This window comes from Aeromicrobium sp. Leaf272 (assembly GCF_001422865.1).
Lineage (GTDB): Bacteria > Actinomycetota > Actinomycetes > Propionibacteriales > Nocardioidaceae > Aeromicrobium.
Map to the genome: position 1 here is coordinate 236231 of NZ_LMMY01000014.1, position 24107 is coordinate 260337.

Sequence of the window (24107 nt, forward strand, 5' to 3'; positions counted from 1 at the left end):
ACGTAGCGTCGAGGACATGGCCACCCTCCTCAGCCCCGCCCGTACCCGGGTCCCCACCCCACCCGCGCCGCCGGCACCTCCACTGCAGCGCGGACCGGCGGTGGCCGCCGGGGTGCTCGCCGTCGTGCTGCTCGCGGTCGTCCAGACCCAGCACGGCACGCAGAAGGCCGTGCTGCTCGCGCTGGGTCTCGGGCTCGGAGCGGCGCTGTTCCACGCGCGCTTCGGCTTCACGTCGGGCTGGCGCCAGCTGGTCGCCGTCGGCAACGGGGCGGGCGTCCGCGCGCACTCGCTGCTCCTCGGCACGGCGGCCACACTGGGGCTTCTGCTGCTCGCGTCAGGGTCCGGGCTGTTCGGCACCACCCCGGCGGGCGTCGAGGGCCCGATCGGCGTGGGGCTCGTGCTCGGCTCGTTCCTGTTCGGCATCGGGATGCAGCTGGGCGGCGCGTGCGCGTCGGGCACGCTGTTCGCCGTCGGGTCGGGCCAGAGCAGCATCCTCGTGACCCTCTTCGGGTTCGTCGTCGGGTCGGTGCTCTACACGTGGCAGTACGACCTCGTCGACGACCTGCCGGCGTGGGACCCCATCGTCCTGCAGGACCACGTCGGCTACCTGGGCGCGTGGGTGCTCACGATCGGAGCGCTCGCGCTCGTGGTGTGGGGGACCCGGGTCGTGCAGGCCCGTCGCAACCCGCCGCCCACCTCGCCGCCTCCGACGGCCCAGGGTGCGGCACGCGTGGTGCGCGGCTCCTGGTCGCCGTACGTCGGCGCGGTGGTGCTGGCCGTCCTCGCGGCCGGCGTGCTGTGGGTCTCCGGCGGCATCTGGGGCATCACCAGCGCGTTCGCGCTGTGGGGCGCCAAGCTCCTCCAGCTGGTCGGGGCCCACCCCGAGACCTGGAGCTTCTGGCAGCAGCCCGACCAGGCCGCCCAGCTCTCGGGGTCGGTGCTCGCGGACAAGAACTCGCTCACCAACATCGGCATCGTGGTCGGGGCCGCCCTCGCCGCGACGCTGGCCGGTACCTACTCCCTGCGGCACCGGTTCGCGACGAGGCAGGTCCTGGCCTCGCTGATCGGTGGCGTCCTGCTGGGGATCGGTGCGCGGCTCGCGTCGGGCTGCAACATCGGCGCCTACCTCGGTGGCATCTCCACCGGCAGCCTGTCGGGCTGGATCTGGGGCCTCGTCGCGCTCGCCGGCACCTGGGTGGGCCTGCGCCTGCGGCCGTACTTCGGCCTCGACGTGCCGAAGCGGTACGACGGGGTCTGCTGACTGAGGGACTCCCTGCGCAGGGCGCCTCGACGAGCCCGACGGCCGGGTGCTCAGAAGTAGTCGTGCACCGTCACCGGCCCGCGTGAGAACAGCAGGTCCCACGTGACGTCGTCGGCGTCGTCACCGCCCACGTGGCCCAGGGCGCGCAACGCCGCCGACGTCTGCGCCCCCGCGAAGGTCAGGGCCAGCCCACCGCGGGTGAACGAGCGGCCGCTCCCGTCGCCGTCCTCGAGCCGACCCGAACCGTCGGCCAGGACGAGGGTGTGCGGTCGGCCCTCGACCACGAACGGCAGGCGCGCGCCGATGCCGGGATGCACGCGAGGGAGCGCGAGGGCCGCCGGATCGAGCACGGCGAGGGCGTAGGGCGTCGACGTGACGGGGGTGGGGTGCGCGACCCGCATCAGGTGCTGCCACGCCGGGATGCCACTGGAGCGGAGCAGCACGTTCGGCGTGACCGACCCGAACGTCGAGAGCAGCGTCATGAGCGAGCGCAGGGCGTCCTCGTCGTCGGCCACGAGGTCCCACACCCGCAGCTCGCCGTCGGCGGCGTACCCACGACCGCGGTCCCACGACGTGTAGCCGACGACCACGCCGTCGCGCTCGGCCACGGTCACGCCGCTGACCCGGAGCGTGGGGGCCTCGGCGAACAAGGGTCCACGACGCTGGAGCGGGCCGTTGCCGCGAGAGACGACCCGGTCGTGCACGGCACGGATGGCCTCGGCGTCGGACTCGTCGGCACGGCGCACCGACGTGGTGCCGCCGGCAGCGAGCGCCCCGGTGGGCACGCGGACGTCGTCGAGGGTGGTGACGTTCTCGTACCCGAGGCGCCGGTAGATGCCGGGGGAGGTGGCGTAGAGCGTGGAGACCAGGGCGCCACGTTCCCGCGCGGCGTCGAGCAGCGTCGTCAGCAGCGGCGTGAGGATGCCGCTGCCGCGGTGCTCGGCCGTGATCGTCACCCCGCCGATGCCGGCCGTCGACACCAGCGTGCCCCCGAACCACGAGTCGTAGGCACGGTCGAGCGCGGTGGCCACGAGGCGTCCAGCGACGAACGCACCCCACCAGGTCTTGCCCGGGGCGTGGATCGCGACCGGCGGCTCCGGGGGGTCGAACGCCCCGAACGCCTCCACGAACAAGGGACGCATGGCTGCGGTGTCGTCGTCGGTCAGGCGGCGGATCTCCATGCACTCATCCTGTCCCCACCCCAGGGACGCACACCACACCGACTTCGGGTTGACCTGACCATAAGAGGGGCTTAGGGTCAGAAGTACCTGAAGGGAGGCGGACCATGACGACGACACCGGACCTGCTCGCGAGCGACCAGGTGAGCCTGGCCGTCTCGACGGTGATCTTCGCGCTGCGTCCGCACCCGACCACCGGCAGCACCACGCTCTGGCTGCCGCTGGTGCGGCGGATCCGCGAGCCGTACGAAGGCCTGTGGGCGCTCCCGGGCGGCCCGCTCGAGCCCGACGAGGACCTCGCCGCGTCGGCGCGGCACACCCTGGAGCGGACCACCGGACTCACGCCCGGGTACCTCGAGCAGCTGTACTCCTTCGGCGCGGTCGACCGGTCCCCGGCCGACCGGGTCGTCTCGATCGTCTACTGGGCGCTCGTGCGCCCCGACGAGGACGCGCGCGCCACCGACGGCGAGAACGTCGAGTGGGTCGTGGCCGACGAGGTCGAGGGACTTGCCTTCGACCACGACGCGATCCTCGGCTACGCGCTCGACCGGCTGCGGGCCAAGATCACCTACTCGCCGATCGCCTTCGCGTTCCTCACGCCCGAGTTCACGCTGGCGGACCTCCGTGCCGTGCACGAGGCCGTGCTCGGCCGGCCGCTCGACCCCGCCAACTTTCGCCGCCAGGTCCTGGCGAGCGGCACCGTCGTCCCCACCGGCTCGCACCTGACGGGTACGAGCCACCGACCTCCGGCGCTCTACCGACGCGCCGGACACCTCGAGGAGAACCGATGACCACCTCATTCGTCCCCGCTCCCGGTGGTTCCGTCCACGACGCGATCTCGGCCCGCCCGGCCGACTCGTGCGACACCGAGCTGGCCGAGGGCCCCTGGGTCTTCGACCTCGTCCCGGGCTACGGCCCCGGGGCCTCCGAGGGCGACACGATCCCCGAGCCGGTCGTACGTCCGGGTCAGCTGCCCGCGGCCTACCAGCGGATGGCCGAGCCGGAGCTGCACGAGCGCATCCGCGCCGCCAAGGAGGCGCTGGGGGACCGGCTGGTCGTCCTGGGGCACTTCTACCAGCGCGACGAGGTGGTGCAGCACGCCGACTTCGTCGGTGACTCCTTCCAGCTGGCCAACGCCGCCCTCACCCGTCCGGACGCGGAGACGATCGTGTTCTGCGGCGTGCACTTCATGGCCGAGACCGCCGACATCCTGGCCGGTCCCGGCCAGCGCGTGATCCTGCCCAACCTCGCCGCCGGCTGCTCCATGGCCGACATGGCCGACGAGGACTCCGTCGAAGGGGCGTGGGAGGAGCTCGAGGCCCTCTACGCCGACCCGGTCACGGGCATGGGCCCCGACGCCGACGGCAAGCTGCCCGTCCTCCCCGTCACCTACATGAACTCCTCCGCCGCCCTCAAGGCGTTCTGCGGACGCCACGGCGGCATCGTGTGCACGTCGTCCAACGCGTCGACCGTGCTGGAGTGGGCGTTCGAGCGGGCGCACCGGGTGCTGTTCTTCCCCGACCAGCACCTCGGCCGCAACACCGCCAAGGCGATGGGCGTCCCGCTCGAGCAGATGCCGATGTGGAACCCGCGCAAGGCGCTCGGCGGCAACACCGCCGAGGTGGTCCAGGACGCGAAGGTGCTGCTCTGGCACGGATTCTGCTCCGTGCACAAGCGGTTCACCGTCGCGCAGATCGAGAAGGCGCGCGCGGAGCACCCCGGGGTCAAGGTCGTGGTGCACCCCGAGTGCCCGATGCCCGTCGTCGACGCCGCCGACGCGGCCGGCTCCACCGACTTCATCCGGAAGTTCGTCGCCGCGAGCGAGCCGGGCGACGTGATCGCGATCGGCACCGAGGTCAACCTGGTCAACCGGCTCGCCGCCGAGCACCCCGACCGCACGATCTTCTGCCTCGACCCCGTGGTCTGCCCCTGCTCGACGATGTACCGGATCCACCCCGGCTACCTGGCGTGGGTCCTCGACGGCCTGCTCGAGGGCGAGGTGCGCAACGAGATCGTCGTCGACGACGAGGTCGCGACGCACGCCAAGGTCGCCCTCGAGCGCATGCTCGCCGCACTCCCGAAGGACGCCTGACATGACCCGCGTGGTCGTGGTCGGCAGTGGCGTGGCGGGGCTGACCGCTGCGCTGGAGGCCGACGCCCGCGACGGGGTCGAGGTCACCCTCGTCACCAAGGCCGCCCTCGGGACCAGCAACACGGCGTGGGCCCAGGGCGGCGTTGCGGTCGTGACCGATGCGGGCGACTCGGTCGCCTCGCACGTGGCCGACACCCTCGCGGCAGGTGCGGGACTCTCCGACGACGACGCCGTGCAGGTGCTGTGCGCCGACGGTCCCGAGGCCGTCGCGGGTCTGATGCGCCGGGGCGTGCTGTTCGACGTCGACGCGGGCGACCTCGCGCGCGGCCTGGAGGCTGCGCACTCGCACGCGCGCATCCTCCACGCAGGGGGCGACGCCACCGGCGCGGCCATCTCCGAGGCGCTCGTGGCGCGGGTCCGCGCCGCCGGCATCGAGGTGCGCGAGCATACGTTGGCCGTCGACCTGCAGCTGACGCAGGGACGGGTCTGCGGTCTGCGTCTCCTCGACGGCACGGTCCTGCCCGCCGACGCCGTGGTGCTCGCCACGGGGGGCGCGGGGCAGCTCTACCCCTTCACCACCAACCCAGCGGTCGCGACGGGTGACGGTCTGGCGATGGCGCTGCGGGCCGGCGCGGTCGCGTCGGACCTGGAGTTCTACCAGTTCCACCCCACGGCGCTCGCCGTGCCGGGCAGCCCGCTCGTGTCCGAGGCGGTGCGAGGCGAGGGCGCGGTGCTGCGCTCCGTGGACGGCCACCGGTTCATGACCGACGTGCATCCCGACGCCGAGCTCGCCCCGCGCGACGTGGTGGCTCGAGGGATCGCCGCGCAGATGGCGCGCCAGGGTGGCCTGCCCGTCCTGCTCGACGCGACGGCGCTCGGGACCGCCTTCCTGGCCCGCAGGTTCCCGACCATCGACGCCATGGTCCGGTCCCACGGGCTGGACTGGGGGACCGAGCCCGTCCCCGTGTCGCCCGCGGCGCACTACTTCATGGGTGGGGTCCGGACCGACCTGTGGGGGCGTACGTCGCTGCCGGGTCTGTACGCCGTCGGCGAGGTGGCCTGCACCGGTGTGCACGGTGCGAACCGGCTCGCCTCGAACTCCCTGCTCGAGGGTGCGGTCTTCGGTCGGCGTGTGGTCGAGGCCGTCCTCGGCGCGGCGCCCCAGGAGACGTTCGACGCCGAGTGGGCCGCACCGGTCGAGGTGCCGTCGGCGGTCACGACCGAGCCGCTCGAGCGCGCCGACCTGCAGCAGCTGCTGTGGGAGACCGCCGGCCTCAGTCGGGACGCGGCGGGCCTCGAGCGGGCCTCGACGCTGATCGGCGCCGGCGCCGTCCCACCGGGTGCCGACGTGAAGGCGGTCGAGGACGCGAACCTGCACGTCGTGGGCGCGGCCGTCGTGGCGTCGGCGCTGGCACGACGCGAGTCGCGGGGCGGCCACCACCGCACCGACGCCCCCGGCACCGACCCGACGCAGGCCCGGCACAGTGCCGTCGTCCTCCCGGCGGCGCGCCTGCTGATCGCCGGGGCGCGGGAGTCGGTGCCGTGCTGAGCCGGGAGCAGGTGCAGCGCGTCGTCGACATGGCGCTCGCGGAGGACGCGCCCTTCGGCGACGTCACGTCCCAGGTCTTCGTCCCGGCCGAGGCCGTGGCGCGTGGGTCCGTCGTGGCGCGGGAGCCGGGCGTCCTGGCCGGTACCGACGTGCTCCGGCAGACGTTCACGACCGTGGACCCCCGGGTCGTCGTCGAGCTGCTGGTGGCCGACGGTGAACGGTTCGCCGCCGGCGACGTGCTGGCGCGCGTGCAGGGCCCGGCGCGGGCGGTCCTGCAGGGGGAGCGGGTCGCGCTCAACCTGGTGCAGCGGATGAGCGGGATCGCCACGCTCACCTCGCGCTACGTCGAGGCCGTCTCCGGCACCGACGTGCGCGTCGTCGACACGCGCAAGACCACGCCTGGCCTGCGCGCGCTGGAGCGGCACGCGGTGCGCTGCGGGGGCGGCCACAACCACCGCTTCTCGCTCTCGGACGCGGTGATGGCCAAGGACAACCACCTCGCGCTCGTCCCGGACGTCACGGCGGCCGTCCGGGCGGCGCGCGCGACCCTCCCGCACACCATGCACGTGGAGGTCGAGGTGGACCGGCTCGACCAGGTGGAGGCCGTCCTGGCGGGTGGGGTCGACACGATCATGCTCGACAACTTCACCCTCGACGAGCTGCGCGAGGGAGTCGCTCTCGTCGCCGGCCGCGCGATCGTGGAGGCCAGCGGTGGCATCACGCTCGAGACGATCGGCGAGGTCGCACGGACGGGGGTCGACGTGATCAGCGTCGGGGCGCTGACGCACTCCGTCCGCGCGCTCGACCTGGGGCTGGACCTCGACGTCGCGCCCGGCGGGGGTGCCGGGCCGTGGGCGGCTGGAACAGCACCATGATCTATCTCGACGAGGCGGCCACGACACCGTTGCGCCGCGACGTCCTCGCCGCGATGGGCCCGTACCTCGGGCCTGCGTTCGGCAACCCGTCGAGCCACCACGAGCTCGGGGAGGCGGCTCGTGCCGGGCTCGAGCAGGCTCGCGCCGACGTCGCCGTGTCGCTGGGGGCGCGGCCGGGCGAGGTCACGTTCACGTCGGGTGGGACCGAGTCCGCGAACACCGCCGTGAAGGGGATCTGCCTGGCGCAGCCGCGGGGGAGGCACGTCGTGGTCAGCGCGGTCGAGCACCCGGCCGTGCTGGAGTCGGCGCTCTGGCTAGGACGCATCGGGTACGACGTCACGCTCCTCGACGTCGACGAGCACGGCGCGGTCGACCCCGGCGTGCTTGCGGCCGCCCTGCGCGACGACACGACCCTGGTCAGCGTGCAGCACGCGAACAACGAGGTCGGCACGGTCCAGCCGGTCGCGGACCTGGCCGCCGTCGCCGCAGAGCGTGGTGTCCCGTTCCACACCGACGCCGTGCAGTCGGCTGCCTGGCTCGACGTCGACGTCACTCGGCTGAACGTGCAGGCGCTCAGCCTGTCGGCCCACAAGCTGGGCGGTCCGAAGGGCGCGGGCGTGCTGTGGGTCCGGCGGGGCACGCGGTTCGAGCCGCTCGTGCACGGCGGAGGTCAGCAGGACGGGCGACGGTCAGGTACCGAGGACGTGCCCGGCGCGGTGGGTCTGGCTGCTGCCCTGCGCCTGGCTCGTGGCGGCCCGTCGACGGCCGAGGAGGTCGCGGCGCGCCGTGACCGCTTCGTCGCGGCCGTGCTGGCCGGCGTCCCCGGTGCGCGTCTCACCGGCCACCCCACGTCGCGGCTGCCCGGCCACGCGTCCTTCGTGCTGCCCGGCCGGTCGGGGGAGTCGGTCCTGCTGGACCTCGAGCGGCGCGGCATCGTGTGCTCCAGCGGCTCGGCCTGCCACGCGGGCAGCGACGAGCCCAGCCACGTGCTGACGGCCATGGGTCTGGAGCGCGAGGTGGCGCAGACGGCGCTGCGCTTCACCTTCGGGGTGGCGGTGACCGACCACCAGCTCGCCGAGACCGCCGACGCCCTGGTCGACGTCGTCGGGTGAGCCCGGGCCGGACCCTCGGTTCGGGCGTCAGGTCGTGGTGCGGGAGCGACGTGTCGCCCGGACCGCGAGAAGTCCGGCTGCGCCCCAGAGGGCGAACCACGGGTCCCAGAGCGCAGCGTGCCAGCGGATCGCCCTGAGGTCGGCGCTGTCGGAGGGGCTGATCAGGTCGAGGGCCACGGCCGCGTTGCCGACGGTCATGAGTGCCCCGTAGACCAGCAGCGCGCCGGTGGCGAGGGCGGCCGGGCGGCGGAACCGGCCGTGCAGCACCGCGACGGCGACCAGCGCCACGACGACGAGCTTGGCGACCACGACCGCAGCCAGCGCCGCGAGCACGCCGGCGCCCCGGTCGGTGCCCCACGACACGAACGGCTCGCCGACCGTGTCGAGCAGCCAGGTCGAGCCGAGCAGCCAGAGCAGGCCGATCCCGGCGTGAGCCGCCCCCAGCACGGTGGCCACCACCAGCCACCCACGTGGCGCCGACGTCTGCACGGTGCTCATGGACCACCCCCGACGGGAGCGTACCTGCCGGCCTCGGGGCCAGTGACTACGCTGGGAGAGCCATGACCTCGTCCGATCCCTCCTCGAGCCTCGACGCCGTGTACCTCGACCACGCGGCCACGACGCCGATGCATCCCGAGGCCGCCGCGGTGCTCGCCGACCAGCTCGCCCGCACGGGCAACGCGTCGAGCCTGCACACGTCGGGTCGGGCGGCCCGGCGCGTGGTCGAGGAGTCGCGCGAGGTGATCGCCGAGTGTCTCGGCGCACGGCCCAGCGAGGTGGTGTTCACGTCCGGTGGGACGGAGGCCAACAACCTCGCGATCAAGGGTCTGTACTGGGCGCGGCACGACGAGTCCTCGGCGCGGGACCGCGTCCTGTTCAGCTCCATCGAGCACCACGCCCTGCTCGACCCCGTGACCTGGTTGGCGGCGCACGAGGGCGCCCGCATCGACACGACCCCCGTGGACCGCCAGGGCCGGGTCGTCGTCGACGCCCTGCGCGGCCAGATCGAGTCCGACCCGGCGTCGGTGGCCGTCGTGACGACCATGTGGGCCAACAACGAGATGGGCACGATCCAGCCCGTGGCCGACGTCGTGGCCCTGGCTCGCGAGCACGGCATCCCGGTCCACAGCGACGCCGTCCAGGCAGCGGGCTACCTCCCGCTCGACTTCGCCGGCTCGCACCTGGACGCCATGACCGTCACGGCCCACAAGCTCGGGGGTCCGGTCGGCGTCGGGGCCCTGGTCGTGCGACGCGAGGTGACGCCGGTGCCGCTGGTCCACGGCGGCGGCCAGGAACGTGACCTCCGCTCGGGCACCGTCGGCGTGGCGCTCATCGCCTCCTTCGCCCGGGCGCTGGAGCTGACGGTGCAGCGCCAGGCGGAGGTCTCGGCACGCATCGAGGGACTGAGGCGGCGGCTCGTCGACGGCATCGGGCGAATCGTTCCCGACGCGATCGTCAACGGGGACCCGGAGCCCGGGCCAGACCACCGTCTGCCCAACATCGCGCACGTGACGTTCCCGGGGTGCGAGGGCGACGCGATGCTCATGCTGCTCGACGCGCAGGGGGTGGAGGTGTCCACCGGGTCCGCCTGCCAGGCCGGGGTTCCCCAGCCCAGCCACGTGCTGCTCGCGATGGGCTACGACGACGCCGCGGCTCGCGGTTCGCTGCGGCTGAGCCTCGGCCACACCAGCACCGAGGCCGACGTCGACCGGCTGCTCGCGGTGCTGCCCCAGGTGCACGAGCGTGCCGTCCGCGCCTCCCTCGTGCGGAGCCGTTGATGTCCGGACCGACGACGGAGGCCCGCTGATGGCCCGCCTCGTCGCGGCCATGTCCGGGGGTGTCGACTCGGCCGTGGCGGCCGCGCGTGCCGTCGACGCCGGCCACGACGTGACCGGGGTGCACCTGGCCCTGAGCCGCAACCCCCGGTCGTACCGGTCCGGTGCCCGTGGGTGCTGCTCCATCGAGGACGCCGGCGACGCCCGACGTGCCGCCGACGCGCTGGGCATCCCGTTCTACGTGTGGGACATGAGCGCCGAGTTCGCCGACGAGGTGGTCGACGACTTCGTCTCCGAGTACGCCGCGGGTCGGACCCCCAACCCGTGCCTGCGCTGCAACGAGAAGATCAAGTTCGCGGCCGTGCTCGACCGCGCCCTCGCGCTCGGCTTCGACGGCGTCGTGACGGGGCACTACGCGCAGCTGAGCACCGCGACCGACGGCACGGTCGAGATGCACCGCTCGGAGGACGCCGGCAAGGACCAGAGCTACGTGCTGGGCGTGCTCACGCAGGACCAGCTGCGTCACTCGCACTTCCCCCTCGGCGGCTCGGTCAAGACCGACGTCCGCGACGAGGCGGCACGTCGCGGCCTGCAGGTCGCCACCAAGCCCGACAGCCACGACATCTGCTTCGTCGCCGACGGTGACAACGCCGGTTGGCTGGCAGAGAAGCTGGGACCGCGACCGGGCGTGGTCGTCGACGAGGCAGGTGCGGTGCTGCGCGAGCACGACGGTGCCTACGCCTACACGATCGGACAGCGGCGCGGCCTGCGTCTCGGCGTCCCGGCCGACGACGGCAAGCCGCGCTTCGTGCTCGACATCGAGCCCGTCTCCGGCACGGTCACCGTCGGTCCGCGCGAGCACCTGCTCGTCGACACCCTCGAGGCGGACCGACCGCTGTGGTGCGGAGCCGCGCCCGACGGACCGCTGGAGTGCACGGTGCAGCTGCGCGCCCACGGTGCCGAGCACCGGGCGGTCGTCGAGGTGCTCGACGACGGCCGGGTCCACGTCGACCTCGTCGACCCCGCCGAGGGCATCGCCCCCGGTCAGGCCGCCGTGGTCTACGTCGGGACCCGCGTGGTCGGGTCGGCCACGATCACCGCGACGAGTCGCAGCAGCATCTCCTCCGGGCCCGTGCGGTGAGGGCCACGGGCGTCGGCTCGATGCCGGGGGAGGGCTACGCCGAGTCGGTCAAGGCCGTGCTCGGCACGCTCGACGACCTGGCCTTCGTCCCCGAGCTGCCGGCGCGAGGCGTCGGCGCGCAGATGATCGGCCGCTCGCTCGCGTTCCTGGAGGGGCTGGGGGCGGACCTGCAGCCCGGTGGGTGGCGGCTGCTCGACGCGTCGGGCGTGGACCACCGTCGCGCCAGGTCGCTGCTCGCCCAGGACCTCGACGTCGTGGAGGAGCTGGCGCAGGACCGACAGGGTGCCGTCAAGCAGCAGGTCGCCGGGCCGTGGACGCTCGCTGCGACCGTGGAGCTGCAGCGGGGGGAGAAGGTGCTCTCGGACCACGGAGCACGGCGCGACCTCGCCCACGCGCTCGCGTCGGGCCTCACCGACCACGTCGCGTCGCTGCGCCGCCGGTTCCCCGGCGCCGAGCTGGTGCTGCAGGTCGACGAGCCGATGCTCCCTGCCGTGCTGTCCGCACAGGTCCCCACCTCCTCGGGCTTCGGGCGCTACCGCACCGTGCACCCGCCGGAGGCCGACGCCCTGCTGCGCGTCGTCGTCGACGCGGTGCGGGCGGCGGGAGCGAGCCCCGTCGTGCACTCGTGCGCTCCGGACCTGCCCGTCACGCTGCTCCGCGGCGCGGGCTTCGACGCGATCTCCTTCGACCTGTCGCTCGACACCCCCTCTGGAGGCGACGCATGGGCCGAGGCGTTCGAGGCGGGGACGGACCTGTGGCCCGGGATCCTCCCGTCGACCGACGCCGCGCTCGACCCGGCCGCGTCCCGTCGCACGCTGGAGGCGTGGTTCGACCGTCTGGGCTTCGCCGAGGACGCCTGGCACGACCGGGTGGTCGTGACGCCGTCCTGCGGCCTGGCCGGGGCCACCCCGGCCCACGCCCGCCAGGTGCTGGCCGAGCTCGCCGCCCTCGCGGGCTGACCACCGTCGAGGGCGCTGCGGCCACCCCCTGTGTGCATCGCGTGGGGGTGCGCTTCCTGCGGTCGTGTGCGACCCGCTGCTGCGTGGCTTGGGTCGGTACGTCCCTGTGGCTGCGCGGCTCCGGCTGGGCTTCCGCTTGCTGCTGCGTCGCTGTGGCTGCGAGTCGGCTCGGTCTCCGAGAGGGCCTCGACCGCACCGGTGGGTCTCGACCCGGGCGGACCTGCGGGGCGCAGCCACGATTCTCCCTCTGCGCGTGATCCACGCACGATGCTTCCTTCGCGTGGACCGTGCCTCACGAAGGAAGAGTCGTGGCGACGAAGACGGCCTCAGAAGGGCAGGGATTCTCCCTTCTCGTGCAACGGTCCGCGCAAAGGGAGAATCCCTGCCCAGCCGCCGCGCACCGAAGCCCCGCTGGACGCAGGATTCTGCCTTCGCGCACAACAACCCGAACGATGCTGCGTTCACGACGGGAACCCGTAGCTAACGCAGCATCCTTCGAGCCCTCACGCGCGAACGCAGAATCGTGCGTCCCTCGAGCCACACTCCGAGAACCCGACCGACCCCGGACCCGTCCGCCGGTCGAGGCCCTTTCGGAGACCGAGCCGACTCGCAGCCGCAGCGACGCAGCCGCAGCTCGAGGCCCAGTCGGAGCGACGCAGCAGCGAGCGAAGACCCAGCCGGGGAAGCGCACCAGCGAAGGTTCAGCCGCAGCGACGCAGCACCATGGCCCTCACACGATCTCGTCGCGGGCCGGGCGACTGCCGAGCCGCACGACCGCGATGCCGACGACCACGGCCACGCCGCACACCACGTCGGCCGTGAGCCCGTCGAGGGCGAAGAACCCCACGAGCCCGGCCACCACGAGGAGAGCGCCGAGGACGATCGGGACGAGACGTCGAGTGCTCATGCGTCCACCGTGCCAGGTCGTCGCCGGCCGTGCACCCGCGGTGCGCAGTCGCCGGGCTTTCGTCGGCGGGCGGTTCTAGGATGTCGGGGTGACCGACGGCTCCGAGACGACCCTCGACCTCACCCTCGACGAGGCCCGTGACGAGGCCGCCGAGCTCGCTGAGCGCATCACCGCCGCCCGTGAGGCCTACTACGGCCGCAACGCCGCGCCGGTCGACGACCGCACCTACGACGCCTGGATGATGCGCCTCGAGGAGATCGAGCGGCTGCATCCGCAGGTGCAGGGGCAGGACTCGCCGACCCTGTCCGTCGGCGCCGCGCAGAATTCCGAGCTGGCACCCGTCACGCATGCCGAGCGCATGCTCAGCCTCGACAACGTGTTCTCCCCCGAGGAGCTCACGGCCTGGTGCGAGAAGACCCGCACGTCCGCCGGGCGCGCGGTCCGCTGGCTCACCGAGGTGAAGATCGATGGGCTCGCGCTGTCGTTGCGCTACGAGCACGGTCGTCTCGTCAGCGCCGCCACCCGGGGCGACGGGCGAGTCGGCGAGGACGTCACCACCAACGCCGTTCGGCTCCCCGGCATCCCGCGACGTCTCGAGGGCACGGATCATCCGGCGCTGGTCGAGGTGCGCGGCGAGGTGTTCATCGCCGTCGCGGCGTTCGAGCGGCTCAACGCTCTGCAGGCCGAGCTGCGCGACCGGGTCGTCGAGGAGATGCTCTCGCGTGGGGTGGAACGTGACCGCGCCGAGCTCGCGGCATCGCGACGTTTCCCGTCGTTCGCCAACCCGCGCAACGCGGCGAGCGGAGGTCTTCGTCAGCTGCTCGGCAAGAAGCAGGGCCTGGAGCGCGAGGCGGGTGAGGCCCGGATCGCGGCCCTGTCGATGTACGTGCACGGGATCGGCGCCTGGGAACGCCCGCCGGTGGCCGCCCAGAGCGAGGTCTACGAGCTGCTCGCGTCCTGGGGACTGCCGACGAGCCCGCACTCCCGTGTCCTCGCCTCGACGGACGAGGTCCTGGCGCGGGTGGTCGAGCTGGGTGAGGGGCGGCACTCCATCGAGCACGAGATCGACGGTGTCGTGGTCAAGGTCGACGAGCTCGCCCTGCACCCCGAGCTCGGTGAGACGAGCCGTGCCCCCCGATGGGCGATCGCCTACAAGTTCCCGCCCGAGGAGGTCCACACCCGACTGCTGGACATCGTGGTGTCGGTCGGCCGTACCGGTCGAGCCACGCCGTTCGCCGTCATGGAGCCCGCCCAGGTGGCCGGGAGCGTGGTGCGCCAGGCCACCTTGCACAACAAGGACGTGGTGCGGCAGAAGGGCGTGCTGATCGGCGACACGGTCGTGCTGCGCAAGGCCGGCGACGTGATCCCCGAGGTGCTCGGACCGGTGGTCGAGCTGCGCGACGGCTCCGAGAGGGAGTTCGTCATGCCCACGGACTGCCCGGAGTGCGGCACCGAGCTGCGACCGATGAAGGACGGGGACATCGACCTGCGGTGTCCGAACGCGGAGACGTGCCCGGCCCAGGTGCGCGGTCGCGTCGAGCACGTGGGGTCACGGGGAGCGCTGGACATCGAGGCGCTCGGAGAGGTGACGGCCGCCGCGCTCACCCAGCCGAGCAGTCCGGCCGAGCCACCGCTGCGCAGCGAGGCCGGGCTCTTCGACCTCGACCTCGACACGTTGGTCCCCATCGAGGTGGTCGTGCGGGACGCGGAGAACGGGGAGCCGCGACTCGACGCCCGCACGGGTGAGCCGGTGCGCCGGGCGCCCTTCCAACGCGTCGAGGTCACGTATCCGCCGGGGTTCGAGGACGCGTCGCCCGCGGAGCGCCGAGCGGCCGGCGTGCGCAAGGACCATCGTGTGCTGCACCCGTCGGCCCAGGCCCTCACGTTGATCGAGGAGCTCGAGAAGGCCAAGACCAAGGACCTCTGGCGTCAGCTGGTGGCCCTCAGCATCCGCCACGTCGGCCCCGTGGCGGCGCGAGCGCTGGCCCAGTACTTCGGATCGCTCGAGGAGATCGAGAAGGCCGATCGCGAGACCCTCGCCCAGGTCGACGGCGTCGGCGCGATCATCGCTGACTCCCTGCTGGAGTGGCTCTCGGTCGACTGGCACCAGGAGATCCTCCGGCGCTGGCGCGCGGCAGGGGTCCGCTTCGCGATCCCCGACCACCCGGGGCCGGGAGCGGCGTCCGCCGCCGGCGGCACGCTCGAAGGGCTCACGATCGTGGTCACGGGCTCGCTCGAGGACTTCACCCGGGACTCCGTCAAGGAGGCGATCCTGGCCAACGGCGGCAAGGCGGCCGGCTCGGTGAGCAAGAAGACCGACTACGTGGTCGTCGGGGACAGTCCGGGCTCCAAGGCCGAGAAGGCCGAGCAGCTGGGCGTCCCGATCCTCGACGAGGACGGCTTCAAGAAGCTGCTCGCCGACGGGCCTCCTGCGGCCGAGGACGACGCCGACGCGGACGACGGTGCCAACGACGAGGACGGCGCTGACGCGCCGGACACCGAGGGTGAGGCCTGACCGTGCTGGAGCTTCGTCCGAGCTGTGAGTGCTGCGACGTCGACCTGGCGCCCACGAGCCGCGACGTCTTCATCTGCACCTACGAGTGCACGTGGTGCCGCGACTGCGCCGAAGGCCGGCTCGACCTCACGTGCCCGAACTGCGGCGGCGAGCTCGTCCGCCGGCCGGTCCCGTCGCCCTCCAGGCTCGCGGCGCACCCGCCCTCGACCATCCGGGTGCACGCGCCCGACTGCCTGACCCGCTCGTGAGCGAGCCGCGTCTGCGGGGGGCGGCAACAGCGATCGCGCTGGTCTCCGTCGCCTTCGCGGTGTCGGCGGTGCACTACCTCGACAACGTCGTGAACTACGCCGACTACCCGCAGCCCGAACCCGGTGCCACCCTTCCCACTCCGTCGGCGGCGCTCATCGCCGCGGCCTGGTTCACCTTCACGGCCCTCGGCACCTCCGGTCTGGTCTTGTTCCTGCGCCGTCGCCTCGTGCCGGCCGTCGTCTGCCTGGCGCTCTACTCCAGCAGCGGGCTGATCGGCGTCGGCCACTACACCGTGCCCGGCGCCCTCGACATGCCGTGGTGGAGGCAGCTCCACGTCGTGGTCGACATCGCGCTCGGCGTGCTGCTGCTGTCCTTCGCGCTGTGGGCCTTCCTGGCCAACCGAGGGCGGCGATCGTTGGCCGAAGCCAGCGCGAACGTGGGCGAGGAGCGGGAGACCTGGGCCTTCCTCGTTCGCGAGCTCGAGAGTCAGGGGAAGGTCGACCAGTCCACGCCAGGTCGGCTCGTCCTCGACGAGCGTTGGAACGACGGTCCAGCCGTCACGATCGTGGTCACGCCGGCTGAGTGGTACTCCGACGTGCTGAGCGCCGAGCTCACGTGCCGCCACCCGGGCGACGGTCCCGGACGAGCGATGTTCTACATCGACGAATCGATCGGCTCGCGGCTTGACGACGAGCACTTCGTCGTCTGGGACGGCCGCGGGTTCGAGCGCTCAGTTCAGGCTGTCCTGCCAACGCGGCGCGGCGACGGCGACTTCGTCTGACGCGTCAGCGCAGGACGAGACGGTGCAGCGGGATCGCGATCTCTCGGGCGATCCCCGCGTCCTCGTACCCGGTCTTGTGCACGGTGTAGTCAGTACCTCCGTCGGCGTCGCACACGACGTCGCGGGTCAGGCAGGCATCCACCGTCCGGTCGGCGAGCGCCCCGAGGTCCGGACCAGCGCCCAGGCTGCCGTCGAGGGTGGCCTCCGAACCAGGGAGGTCCGGGCGGATGAACGGGGCGTCGGGGTCGTGCCGCGGGCTGCCGATGAGCGCGAGCGCGTCGACGCGACGGGCGAGGGCGGGTCGGTCGGCGAGCGTCTCCTGGGCGATCTGTGCGCCCTGGCTGAAGCCGACGACCGCCAGTCGTGCCTCCGGGCAGTCCCGGACCGACGCGGTGAGCTGGCGGGCCAGCAGCCGTCGGCCCTGGTCGACGTCGGCCTCGTAGACGTCGACGTCGGAGGCGTCACGGCTGCGGTGCCGGACCGCGTCGACGTCGATGTCGTCCACGCCCTTCGCTGCCAGCCGCTCCTCGAGGTCGGTGACCACGCCGTCGACCTCGGTGCCCAGGCCACGGTTCTTGTCGAGCGACTGCGACTGCCCACGGACCCCGACGACCTGCACCTGGGGGCACCCGTCGGTGGCCTCAGGGAGTGCGTCGTTCCCGGCCGCGGAGCACCCCGTCAGCACGAGGACGCAGGCGACCAGGGGCAGCAGCAGGCGGGAGAAGGGGGACATCCCTCGAGCATGGCAGGCGGCCGACGAGGTACCCGCGGGTGCCTCCGCCCTTCCACGGCTCGGCCGCGCCTGTCCAGCGGGCGCGACCGACGAGCGGCACTCAGTCCACGTCGGCGTCGTCCGGGTCGAAGAGGTCGGCCGCCGCGCCCACGACGAGCGGGTCGGGGATGCGGACGACCTCGTGGTCCTTGCCGGGGTAGTCGAAGCGGTGCAGCACGTGGCGCATGGCCTCCAGACGGGCACGCTTCTTGTCGTTGCTCTTCACGACGGTCCAGGGGGAGTGCTTCGTGTCCGTCCTGCGGAACATCGCCTCCTTGGCCTCGGTGTAGGCGTCCCACTTGTCGAGGGAGGCGAGGTCCATGGGGGAGAGCTTCCACTGCCGCACCGGGTCGATCTGGCGGATGGTGAACCGGGTCAGCTGCTCCGCGCGCGAGACCGAGAACCAGAACTTCACGACGTGGATGCCGTCGTTGACGAGCATCTTCTCGAACGCCGGCGCCTGCTTGAGGAACTCGGTGTACTGGTCGGGCGTGCAGAAGCCCATCACGCGCTCGACACCGGCGCGGTTGTACCAGGACCGGTCGAAGAACGTGAGCTCGCCGGTCGTCGGCAGGTGGTGGACGTAGCGCTGGAAGTACCACTGGCCCTGCTCGCGCTCGGTCGGCTTCACGAGGGCCACCACGCGGGCGCCGCGCGGGTTGAGGTTCTCGGTGAACCGCTTGATCGTGCCGCCCTTGCCGGCCGCGTCGCGTCCCTCGAACACCATCACGACCCGCTGCCCGGTGTCCTTCACCCAGCGCTGCAGCTTGATCAGCTCGATCTGCAGCAGCCGCTTCTCCAGGTCGTACGTCGTGCGGTCGAGCCGCTCGCCGTAGGGGTAGCCCTCGCGCCAGGTGTCCACCGGCACGCCGGAGGGATCCAGGAGCACAGGGTCGTCGTCGTCGGAGTCGTCGACGGTGAAGTCGGTGAGGTGCTGGGCGGCCACGGTGTCGATCACGAGCGGGAGGCTAGGGGAGCGTGGTGAACGCCAGGTGACACGTCACTACGATGGGTCGGTACCCGCACCCGAGCCTGCAAGGGAGACGCATGTCGTCGGCCATCTCGCGTGAGGACGTCGCCCACCTGGCGAGCCTCGCGCGCATCTCGCTCAGCGAGGACGAGCTGGACCGGCTCGGCGCCGAGCTCCCGGCGATCCTCGACCACGTCGCCGCCGTCCAGGAGGCCGCTGCCGACGACGTCGAGCCGATGAGCCACCCGGTGCCGATCAGCAACGTGTTCCGTGCCGACGAGGTCCGTCCCGGTCTGACGCCCGACGAGGCCCTCGCCGGTGCCCCGGCGAGCGAGGAGCAGCGCTTCCTCGTCCCGCAGATCCTCGGGGAGGAGTGATGAGCGACCTCACCCGGCTCGAGGCCGCCGAGATCGCCGACGGCCTCGTCGACGGCACCCTCACGTCCGTGGCCGTCACCCAGGCCCACCTCGACCGCATCGCCGACGTCGACGAGCGGCTCGGCGCCTTCCTGCACGTCGACGCCGAGGGCGCGCTGGCCACGGCGGCCGACGTCGACGCGCGGCGCGCAGCGGGCGAGCAGCTGGCGACCCTCGCCGGCGTCCCGGTGGCCGTGAAGGACCTCATCAACACCGTCGGCCAGCCCACCACGGCCGGTTCGCGCATCCTCGAGGGCTGGGTCCCGCCCTACGACGCGACCGTCGTCAGCCGTCTGCGTGCCGCGGGTCTGCCAATCCTCGGCAAGACCAACCTCGACGAGTTCGCCATGGGCTCGTCCAACGAGCACTCGGCCTACAAGCCGGCGCGCAACCCCTGGGACACCGAGCGCATCCCCGGCGGCTCCAGCGGTGGGTCCGCGGCCGCCGTGGCCGGCTACGAGGCGCCCCTGGCCCTCGGCACCGACACGGGCGGATCCATCCGCCAGCCCGGCGCCATGACCGGCATCGTGGGCGTCAAGCCGACGTACGGCGGTGTCTCGCGCTACGGCGTCATCGCCATGGCCAGCAGCCTCGACCAGGTCGGCCCGATGGCCCGCTCCGTGCTCGACGCCGCCCTGCTGCACGAGGTGCTCGCCGGACACGACCCGATGGACTCCACCAGCATCGACGCGCCCACGCCTGACGTCGTGGCCGCGGCCCGCCGCGGCGACGTCGCCGGGCTGCGCATCGGTGTCGTGAAGGAGCTCGGTGGAGAGGGCTTCCAGCCCGGCGTCCAGCAGCGCTTCGACGAGTCCGTCGAGCTGCTCGCCAAGGCGGGCGCCGAGATCGTCGAGATCTCGTGCCCGAGCTTCGTGCACGGCATCGCCGCCTACTACCTGGTCATGCCGAGCGAGGTGTCCAGCAACCTGGCCCGCTTCGACGCCATGCGGTACGGCGTCCGCGTCGCGCCCGACGGCGTCGACGGCCCCAGCGCCGAGCAGGTCATGGCCGTCAGCCGTGACGCCGGCTTCGGCGACGAGGTCAAGCGCCGCATCATCCTCGGGACGTACGCCCTCTCGAGCGGCTACTACGACGCCTACTACGGCTCGGCGCAGAAGGTGCGCACGCTCGTCGCGCGCGACTTCGCGGCTGCGTTCGAGCAGGTCGACGTGCTGGTCTCGCCCACCGCTCCCACCACGGCCTGGCGCCTGGGGGAGAAGAGCGACGACCCGCTGGCCATGTACCTCGAGGACATCGCCACCATCCCGGCCAACCTCGCCGGCGTGCCGGGACTCAGCCTCCCGGTCGGGCTCGCGAGCGACACGGGTCTCCCGGTCGGCGTGCAGGTGCTCGCCCCGGCCCAGGCCGACGACCGTCTGTACAACGTGGGGGCGGCCCTGGAGCGGCTCGTCACGGCCCCCCAGCTGAGCGAGATCGACGCAGGAGCGACCCGATGAGCACCCAGAGCAGCAGCACGACCACACCTGCGCTCGTGCCGTTCGAGAAGGCGATCGAGCGCTACGACCCGGTCCTCGGGCTCGAGGTCCACGTCGAGCTGAACACCGCCACGAAGATGTTCTGCGGCTGCGCCACCGTGTTCGGCTCCGAGCCGAACACCCAGGTGTGCCCCGTCTGCCTGGGCCTGCCGGGCGCACTGCCCGTCGTGAACGCCAAGGCGGTCGAGTCGGCCATCCGCATCGGGCTCGCGCTCAACTGCGAGATCGCCGAGTGGTGCCGGTTCGCCCGCAAGAACTACTTCTACCCGGACATGCCGAAGAACTTCCAGACGTCGCAGTACGACGAGCCGATCGCCTTCGACGGCTACGTCGACCTCGACGTGCCCCTGCCGGACGGCGGGGTGGAGACGTTCCGCATCGAGATCGAGCGCGCCCACATGGAGGAGGACACCGGCAAGTCGCTGCACGTCGGCGGTGCCACCGGACGCATCCACGGCGCCGACCACTCGCTGCTCGACTACAACCGGGCCGGCATCCCGCTGATCGAGATCGTCACCCGCACGATCGAGGTGCCGGCCGACCGGGCCCCGCTCGTGGCACGCGCCTACGTCCAGCACCTGCGCGACCTCATGGTGGCGCTCGGCGTCTCCGACGCCCGCATGGACCAGGGTTCGCTGCGTGCCGACGTGAACCTGTCGCTCAAGCCCACTGGCTCGTCCACGCTCGGCACCCGCAGCGAGACCAAGAACGTGAACTCCTTCCGCTCGGTCGAGCGGGCGGTGCGCTTCGAGGTGTCTCGGCACGCGGGCGTGCTCGACGCCGGGCAGAGCATCCTGCAGGAGACGCGGCACTTCCACGAGTCCGACGGCACCACCTCGCCGGGTCGGCCCAAGTCCGACGCCGACGACTACCGCTACTTCCCCGAGCCCGACCTCGCGCCGGTCGCGCCGTCGCGCGCCTGGGTCGACGAGCTGCGGGGCACGTTGCCCGAGCCGCCGGCCGAGCGACGCAAGCGGCTGCAGGCGGAGTGGGACTTCACCGACCTCGACATGCGCGACACCGTGGGCGCCGGCGCGCTGGAGCTCGTCGTGGCCACGGTCGCGGCCGGGGCCACCCCGGCGTCGGCGAAGAAGTGGTGGCTCGGCGAGCTGGCGCGCCGCGCCAACGAGTCCGGCACCGGCCTCGACGAGCTCGGCGTCACGCCGGAGCAGGTCGCGGGCGTGCAGGCCCTGATCGACTCCGGTCGCGTCAACGACAAGCTCGCCCGACAGGTGCTGGAGGGCGTGCTGGCCGGCGAGGGCACGCCCGAGGAGGTCGTGACCGCGCGCGGGCTCGAGGTCGTGTCCGACGACGGCGCGCTCGGTGCTGCCGTCGACACCGCCATCGCGGCCAACCCCGACGTCGCCCAGAAGATCCGCGACGGCAAGGTGCAGGCCGCCGGTGCGCTCATCGGCGCCGTCATGAAGGAGATGCGGGGCCAGGCCGACGCCGGGCGCGTGCGCGAGCTGATCCTCGAGAAGCTCGGCGGATGAGCCCGTCACGATGACGAGCGCTCCGGACGGCGTCGGCCCGTGAGCCGGTCCACGTCGCGCGTCCTCCGGATCGCGGGTCTCGCCGTCACCGCGCTCGTCGGCTCGTCGGTGGTGGTCGCGAACCTCGTGGTCGTGGGTCGGACCTTCGACGACCTGACGCGTGACGTCGACGACCTCGGCCCGGCCCAGGTCGTGATCGTGCCGGGTGCCGGCGTCTATCCGGACGGCACGCTCGGACGGCCCGTCGAGGAGCGCGTGCGCGCTGCCGTGGCCCTCCACGACGCGGGCCTCGTCGAGAAGATCCTCCTGTCGGGCGACAACGGCACCAGCACCTACAACGAGCCCGACGCGATGCGTCTGGCCGTGCTCGAGGCCGGCGTGCCCGCGGCCGACGTCTTCACCGACTACGCGGGATTCAGCACGTGGCACACCATGCGGCGCGCCCGGGACGTGTTCGGGGTCGAGGACGCGATCGTCGTCACCCAGGGCGTCTACGCGGCACGGACGGTCGACCTGGGCGTCGCGGCCGGTCTCGACGTCGAGGGCTACGTCGTCAGCGAGGGCGGTCGACGTGCGCGCGAGTGGATCGCCCGCGTCCGCGGCCTCGGCGAGGCGACGTTCCGGCCCCGGGTCACCCCGGGCCCGGCCATCCCCATCACCGGTGACGGCCGCGCCTCGTGGGCGGACGAGCCGGCCTGAGCGGGTGCGGCCTCAGGCTCCGCGCAGCGCGTCGATGCGCTCGAGCAGCATCCGCAGCTCCTCGCGCACGACCTCGGGCTGCTCCACCGGGATGAAGTGCGTGGCGTCGAGCTCGCGGTAGCGGGAGCGCTTCACGGCCTGCGACGCGGTGTACATGTCGCGGGCGCCCGTGAGCACGTCCCACCGGCCGGAGACGAACGTGGTGGGCACGTCGATCGAGGAGAGCGAGACGCGGGAGTGCTCGGCCACGCCGAGCGCGAGCTTCGCGTACCAGGCGGGGTGGGTCGTGCAGAACTCCTTCACCATCGCCTGCAGCTCCGCGGTGTCGGCCGCGGGGTCGATGAGTCGGGTGCGACGCAGGATGTTGGTGGTGGAACGCGTCCACGGGATCCGGGTCGTGAGGGGGGCGATGCCGTGCCCGGTCACGGTGGTGATGCGCGCCAGGCCGACCATCAGCTGGCGCGCCAGGAACGGCGGGACGTGCAGCGGTGCGAGCATCGTGCCGAAGGTGTTGCCCGGCACGCCCGCGACGGCCAGGATCCCCCTCACCCTGTCGGGGTGGCGCCCGGCCAGCTCGAAGGCCACGGTCACCCCGGCCGACCAGCTCAGCAGGGGGGCCGACTCGATCCCGGCGTGGTCCATGACCGCCAGGGCGTCCTCCACGTACGCGTCGAGATCGACCCGGCCGTCCTTGGGTCGGGCCGACCCGCCGACGCCGCGGTGGTTCCACGAGACGACGCGCACGCCGCAGTCCGGACGCAGCAGCGTGGGCCACGCGTAGGGGTTGGTCCCCAGCCCGTTGCACAGGAGCACGGTGGGGCCGTCGGCGTCGTTCGTCCAGGCCCTCAGGCGCGTGCCGTCGGCACTCGTCACGTCGTAGAAGCGCACGAGTCCGGGAGTCGAGGTCACGGGCGTCGATCCTGCCTCCTCCGGCCCCCGCCCGCAACGCGTTCGCCGGAACCGGTGCCTCGCGGCCGAACCACCCTAGGCGCCGAGCCGACCCTGCAGGGCGGTCGCGAACGCCGCCGCGCCGGTGGGGGTGTGGTCGAGGAAGAACGACGGCTCGGTCAGCTCGAGCTCCATGAGTCGCAGGTCGCCGTCGGGTCCGGTCACCACGTCCACCCGGGCGTAGAGCAGGTCGTCGCCCACCAGGTCGCGTGCCACCGACACCGCGCGCTCGGCGAAGGCCACCTGCTCGGGTGAGGCGTCCCTCGACGCGATGTCCTCCTTCAGCTCTGGCAGCCCGCGTGGATCACCCTCGTCCACGAGCAGTGCGCCCTTGCGGAAGGCGTGGGAGTACGTCGGGCCGAAGAGCAGCAGACCGGTCTCGCCCTCGGTGTCGACGGAGGCGACGTACGGCTGGACCATGGTCGGCCGGCCGGCGTCGAGCAGGCTGCGGCTGTGGGCGACGGCCCGCTCGGGGTCGCTCCAGCGCGCCGTGTCGGCGGATCCGGCGGAGATGGTCGGCTTCACGACCCACTCGTCGGCCTCGGGCAACGCCCCGGCGGACCGGACGGACCAGGCCGTCTCGACCACGGCCACGTCGGCCTCGACGAGCTGCCGCAGGTACGTCTTGTCGGTGTTCCAGCGCAGCACGCCGGCCGGGTTCGCCAGCCGAGGCACGCTGTCGGCCCAGGCGAGGAACGCCGCGCGCCGCGGGACGTAGTCCCAGCACGAGCGCACGACCACGAGGTCGTAGGAGCCCCAGTCGACGTCGGGGTCGTCCCAGACGGCGGTCTCGGCGTCGATCCCGACCTCCGCGACGGCGGCGGTGAGCAGGGGGAGGTCGGCATCGACCTCGCGGAAGTCGGCCCCGCAGGCCCAAGCGATGCGCATCACCCCATCCTGCCAGGTCCAGGTTCTGTCT

General features: G+C 72.7%; 23 protein-coding genes. 16 read left to right on the top strand and 7 right to left on the bottom strand.

Going from position 1 to position 24107, the window contains the following annotated elements; genetic code table 11:
• The first annotated feature begins 16 nt into the window (after positions 1-16).
• The gene (locus ASF38_RS14030; protein WP_056554006.1) at positions 17-1261 is read left to right on the top strand and encodes a YeeE/YedE family protein; all 1245 of its coding nucleotides are present in this window, start codon (positions 17-19) and stop codon (positions 1259-1261) included.
• A gap of 50 nt (positions 1262-1311) precedes the next feature.
• On the opposite strand, the gene eis is transcribed toward ASF38_RS14030, so the two are convergent.
• Positions 1312-2442: an enhanced intracellular survival protein Eis gene (eis, locus tag ASF38_RS14035; RefSeq protein ID WP_056576760.1), complete on the bottom strand. Its 1131-nt coding sequence runs from the start codon at positions 2440-2442 to the stop codon at positions 1312-1314.
• A gap of 104 nt (positions 2443-2546) precedes the next feature.
• Here eis and ASF38_RS14040 point away from each other — a divergent pair, with 104 nt between their 5' ends.
• From ASF38_RS14040 to ASF38_RS14060, 5 genes are read left to right on the top strand one after another with little or no spacing between them, the layout of a single operon-like run.
• Positions 2547-3230, top strand: coding sequence for an NUDIX domain-containing protein (locus ASF38_RS14040; protein WP_055967111.1), 684 nt, complete (start codon positions 2547-2549; stop codon positions 3228-3230).
• Complete coding sequence (gene nadA / locus ASF38_RS14045; protein ID WP_082480773.1) at positions 3227-4531, top strand: quinolinate synthase NadA; 1305 nt, start codon at positions 3227-3229, stop codon at positions 4529-4531. The genes ASF38_RS14040 and nadA overlap by 4 nt, the downstream gene beginning before the upstream one ends.
• A gap of 1 nt (position 4532) precedes the next feature.
• Positions 4533-6080: an L-aspartate oxidase gene (nadB, locus tag ASF38_RS14050; RefSeq protein ID WP_056576763.1), complete on the top strand. Its 1548-nt coding sequence runs from the start codon at positions 4533-4535 to the stop codon at positions 6078-6080.
• Positions 6074-6955, top strand: a complete 882-nt coding sequence (gene nadC / locus ASF38_RS14055; RefSeq protein WP_056554019.1) for a carboxylating nicotinate-nucleotide diphosphorylase — start codon at positions 6074-6076, stop codon at positions 6953-6955. Before nadB ends, nadC begins: the two co-directional genes overlap by 7 nt.
• The gene (locus ASF38_RS14060) at positions 6952-8067 is read left to right on the top strand and encodes a cysteine desulfurase family protein (protein WP_055968522.1); all 1116 of its coding nucleotides are present in this window, start codon (positions 6952-6954) and stop codon (positions 8065-8067) included. The genes nadC and ASF38_RS14060 overlap by 4 nt, the downstream gene beginning before the upstream one ends.
• A gap of 27 nt (positions 8068-8094) precedes the next feature.
• Here the strand turns inward: ASF38_RS14060 and ASF38_RS14065 are convergent, their stop codons facing one another.
• Entirely contained in the window at positions 8095-8565 is a 471-nt protein-coding gene (locus ASF38_RS14065) for a DUF3995 domain-containing protein (RefSeq protein ID WP_056576765.1), read from the bottom strand.
• 62 nt (positions 8566-8627) lie between these two features.
• On the opposite strand from ASF38_RS14065, the gene ASF38_RS14070 reads away from it, so the two are divergent.
• From ASF38_RS14070 to ASF38_RS14080, 3 genes are read left to right on the top strand one after another with little or no spacing between them, the layout of a single operon-like run.
• Positions 8628-9845: a cysteine desulfurase family protein gene (locus ASF38_RS14070; protein ID WP_055967123.1), complete on the top strand. Its 1218-nt coding sequence runs from the start codon at positions 8628-8630 to the stop codon at positions 9843-9845.
• A 28-nt stretch (positions 9846-9873) separates the two neighbouring features.
• Positions 9874-10983 (top strand): tRNA 2-thiouridine(34) synthase MnmA, encoded by a 1110-nt coding sequence (gene mnmA, locus ASF38_RS14075; protein WP_056576768.1) that lies wholly within the window; start codon positions 9874-9876, stop codon positions 10981-10983.
• A complete protein-coding gene (locus ASF38_RS14080; protein ID WP_235497740.1) occupies positions 10980-11942 on the top strand; it encodes a methionine synthase in 963 nt (320 codons plus the stop codon). The genes mnmA and ASF38_RS14080 overlap by 4 nt, the downstream gene beginning before the upstream one ends.
• A 730-nt stretch (positions 11943-12672) precedes the next feature.
• On the opposite strand, the gene ASF38_RS17650 is transcribed toward ASF38_RS14080, so the two are convergent.
• Complete coding sequence (locus ASF38_RS17650) at positions 12673-12849, bottom strand: hypothetical protein (RefSeq protein WP_156364755.1); 177 nt, start codon at positions 12847-12849, stop codon at positions 12673-12675.
• An 88-nt stretch (positions 12850-12937) separates the two neighbouring features.
• On the opposite strand from ASF38_RS17650, the gene ligA reads away from it, so the two are divergent.
• Genes ligA through ASF38_RS14095 form a run of 3 tightly spaced genes read left to right on the top strand, consistent with a single transcriptional unit; the run spans position 12938 to position 16394 of the window.
• Entirely contained in the window at positions 12938-15364 is a 2427-nt protein-coding gene (ligA, locus tag ASF38_RS14085) for an NAD-dependent DNA ligase LigA (RefSeq protein WP_056576771.1), read from the top strand.
• 2 nt (positions 15365-15366) lie between these two features.
• On the top strand, positions 15367-15612 hold the full coding sequence (locus ASF38_RS14090; protein WP_056576774.1) for a DUF1272 domain-containing protein: 246 nt from the start codon (positions 15367-15369) through the stop codon (positions 15610-15612).
• Positions 15609-16394 carry a hypothetical protein gene (locus tag ASF38_RS14095; protein WP_056576777.1) on the top strand — a complete coding sequence of 262 codons (786 nt, stop codon included), beginning with the start codon at positions 15609-15611 and terminating at the stop codon, positions 16392-16394. Before ASF38_RS14090 ends, ASF38_RS14095 begins: the two co-directional genes overlap by 4 nt.
• A gap of 4 nt (positions 16395-16398) precedes the next feature.
• On the opposite strand, the gene ASF38_RS14100 is transcribed toward ASF38_RS14095, so the two are convergent.
• Both ASF38_RS14100 and ppk2 read right to left on the bottom strand, forming a co-directional pair.
• Positions 16399-17127: a cutinase family protein gene (locus ASF38_RS14100; protein ID WP_056576780.1), complete on the bottom strand. Its 729-nt coding sequence runs from the start codon at positions 17125-17127 to the stop codon at positions 16399-16401.
• A 100-nt stretch (positions 17128-17227) separates the two neighbouring features.
• Complete coding sequence (gene ppk2, locus ASF38_RS14105; RefSeq protein ID WP_200914534.1) at positions 17228-18124, bottom strand: polyphosphate kinase 2; 897 nt, start codon at positions 18122-18124, stop codon at positions 17228-17230.
• Between the two features lie 89 nt (positions 18125-18213).
• On the opposite strand from ppk2, the gene gatC reads away from it, so the two are divergent.
• Genes gatC through ASF38_RS14125 form a run of 4 tightly spaced genes read left to right on the top strand, consistent with a single transcriptional unit; the run spans position 18214 to position 22240 of the window.
• Positions 18214-18513, top strand: coding sequence for an Asp-tRNA(Asn)/Glu-tRNA(Gln) amidotransferase subunit GatC (gatC, locus tag ASF38_RS14110; protein ID WP_055967141.1), 300 nt, complete (start codon positions 18214-18216; stop codon positions 18511-18513).
• Positions 18513-20009 carry an Asp-tRNA(Asn)/Glu-tRNA(Gln) amidotransferase subunit GatA gene (gene gatA / locus ASF38_RS14115; protein WP_056576783.1) on the top strand — a complete coding sequence of 499 codons (1497 nt, stop codon included), beginning with the start codon at positions 18513-18515 and terminating at the stop codon, positions 20007-20009. Before gatC ends, gatA begins: the two co-directional genes overlap by 1 nt.
• Entirely contained in the window at positions 20006-21541 is a 1536-nt protein-coding gene (gatB, locus tag ASF38_RS14120; protein ID WP_056576786.1) for an Asp-tRNA(Asn)/Glu-tRNA(Gln) amidotransferase subunit GatB, read from the top strand. The genes gatA and gatB overlap by 4 nt, the downstream gene beginning before the upstream one ends.
• Positions 21542-21580: 39 nt before the next feature.
• Positions 21581-22240: a vancomycin high temperature exclusion protein gene (locus ASF38_RS14125; RefSeq protein ID WP_056576789.1), complete on the top strand. Its 660-nt coding sequence runs from the start codon at positions 21581-21583 to the stop codon at positions 22238-22240.
• 12 nt (positions 22241-22252) lie between these two features.
• Here the strand turns inward: ASF38_RS14125 and ASF38_RS14130 are convergent, their stop codons facing one another.
• Together ASF38_RS14130 and ASF38_RS14135 are read right to left on the bottom strand one after the other, a co-directional pair.
• A complete protein-coding gene (locus ASF38_RS14130; protein ID WP_056576792.1) occupies positions 22253-23149 on the bottom strand; it encodes an alpha/beta fold hydrolase in 897 nt (298 codons plus the stop codon).
• 75 nt (positions 23150-23224) lie between these two features.
• Positions 23225-24076 (bottom strand): RimK family alpha-L-glutamate ligase, encoded by an 852-nt coding sequence (locus ASF38_RS14135; RefSeq protein ID WP_056576795.1) that lies wholly within the window; start codon positions 24074-24076, stop codon positions 23225-23227.
• Positions 24077-24107: the final 31 nt, after the last annotated feature.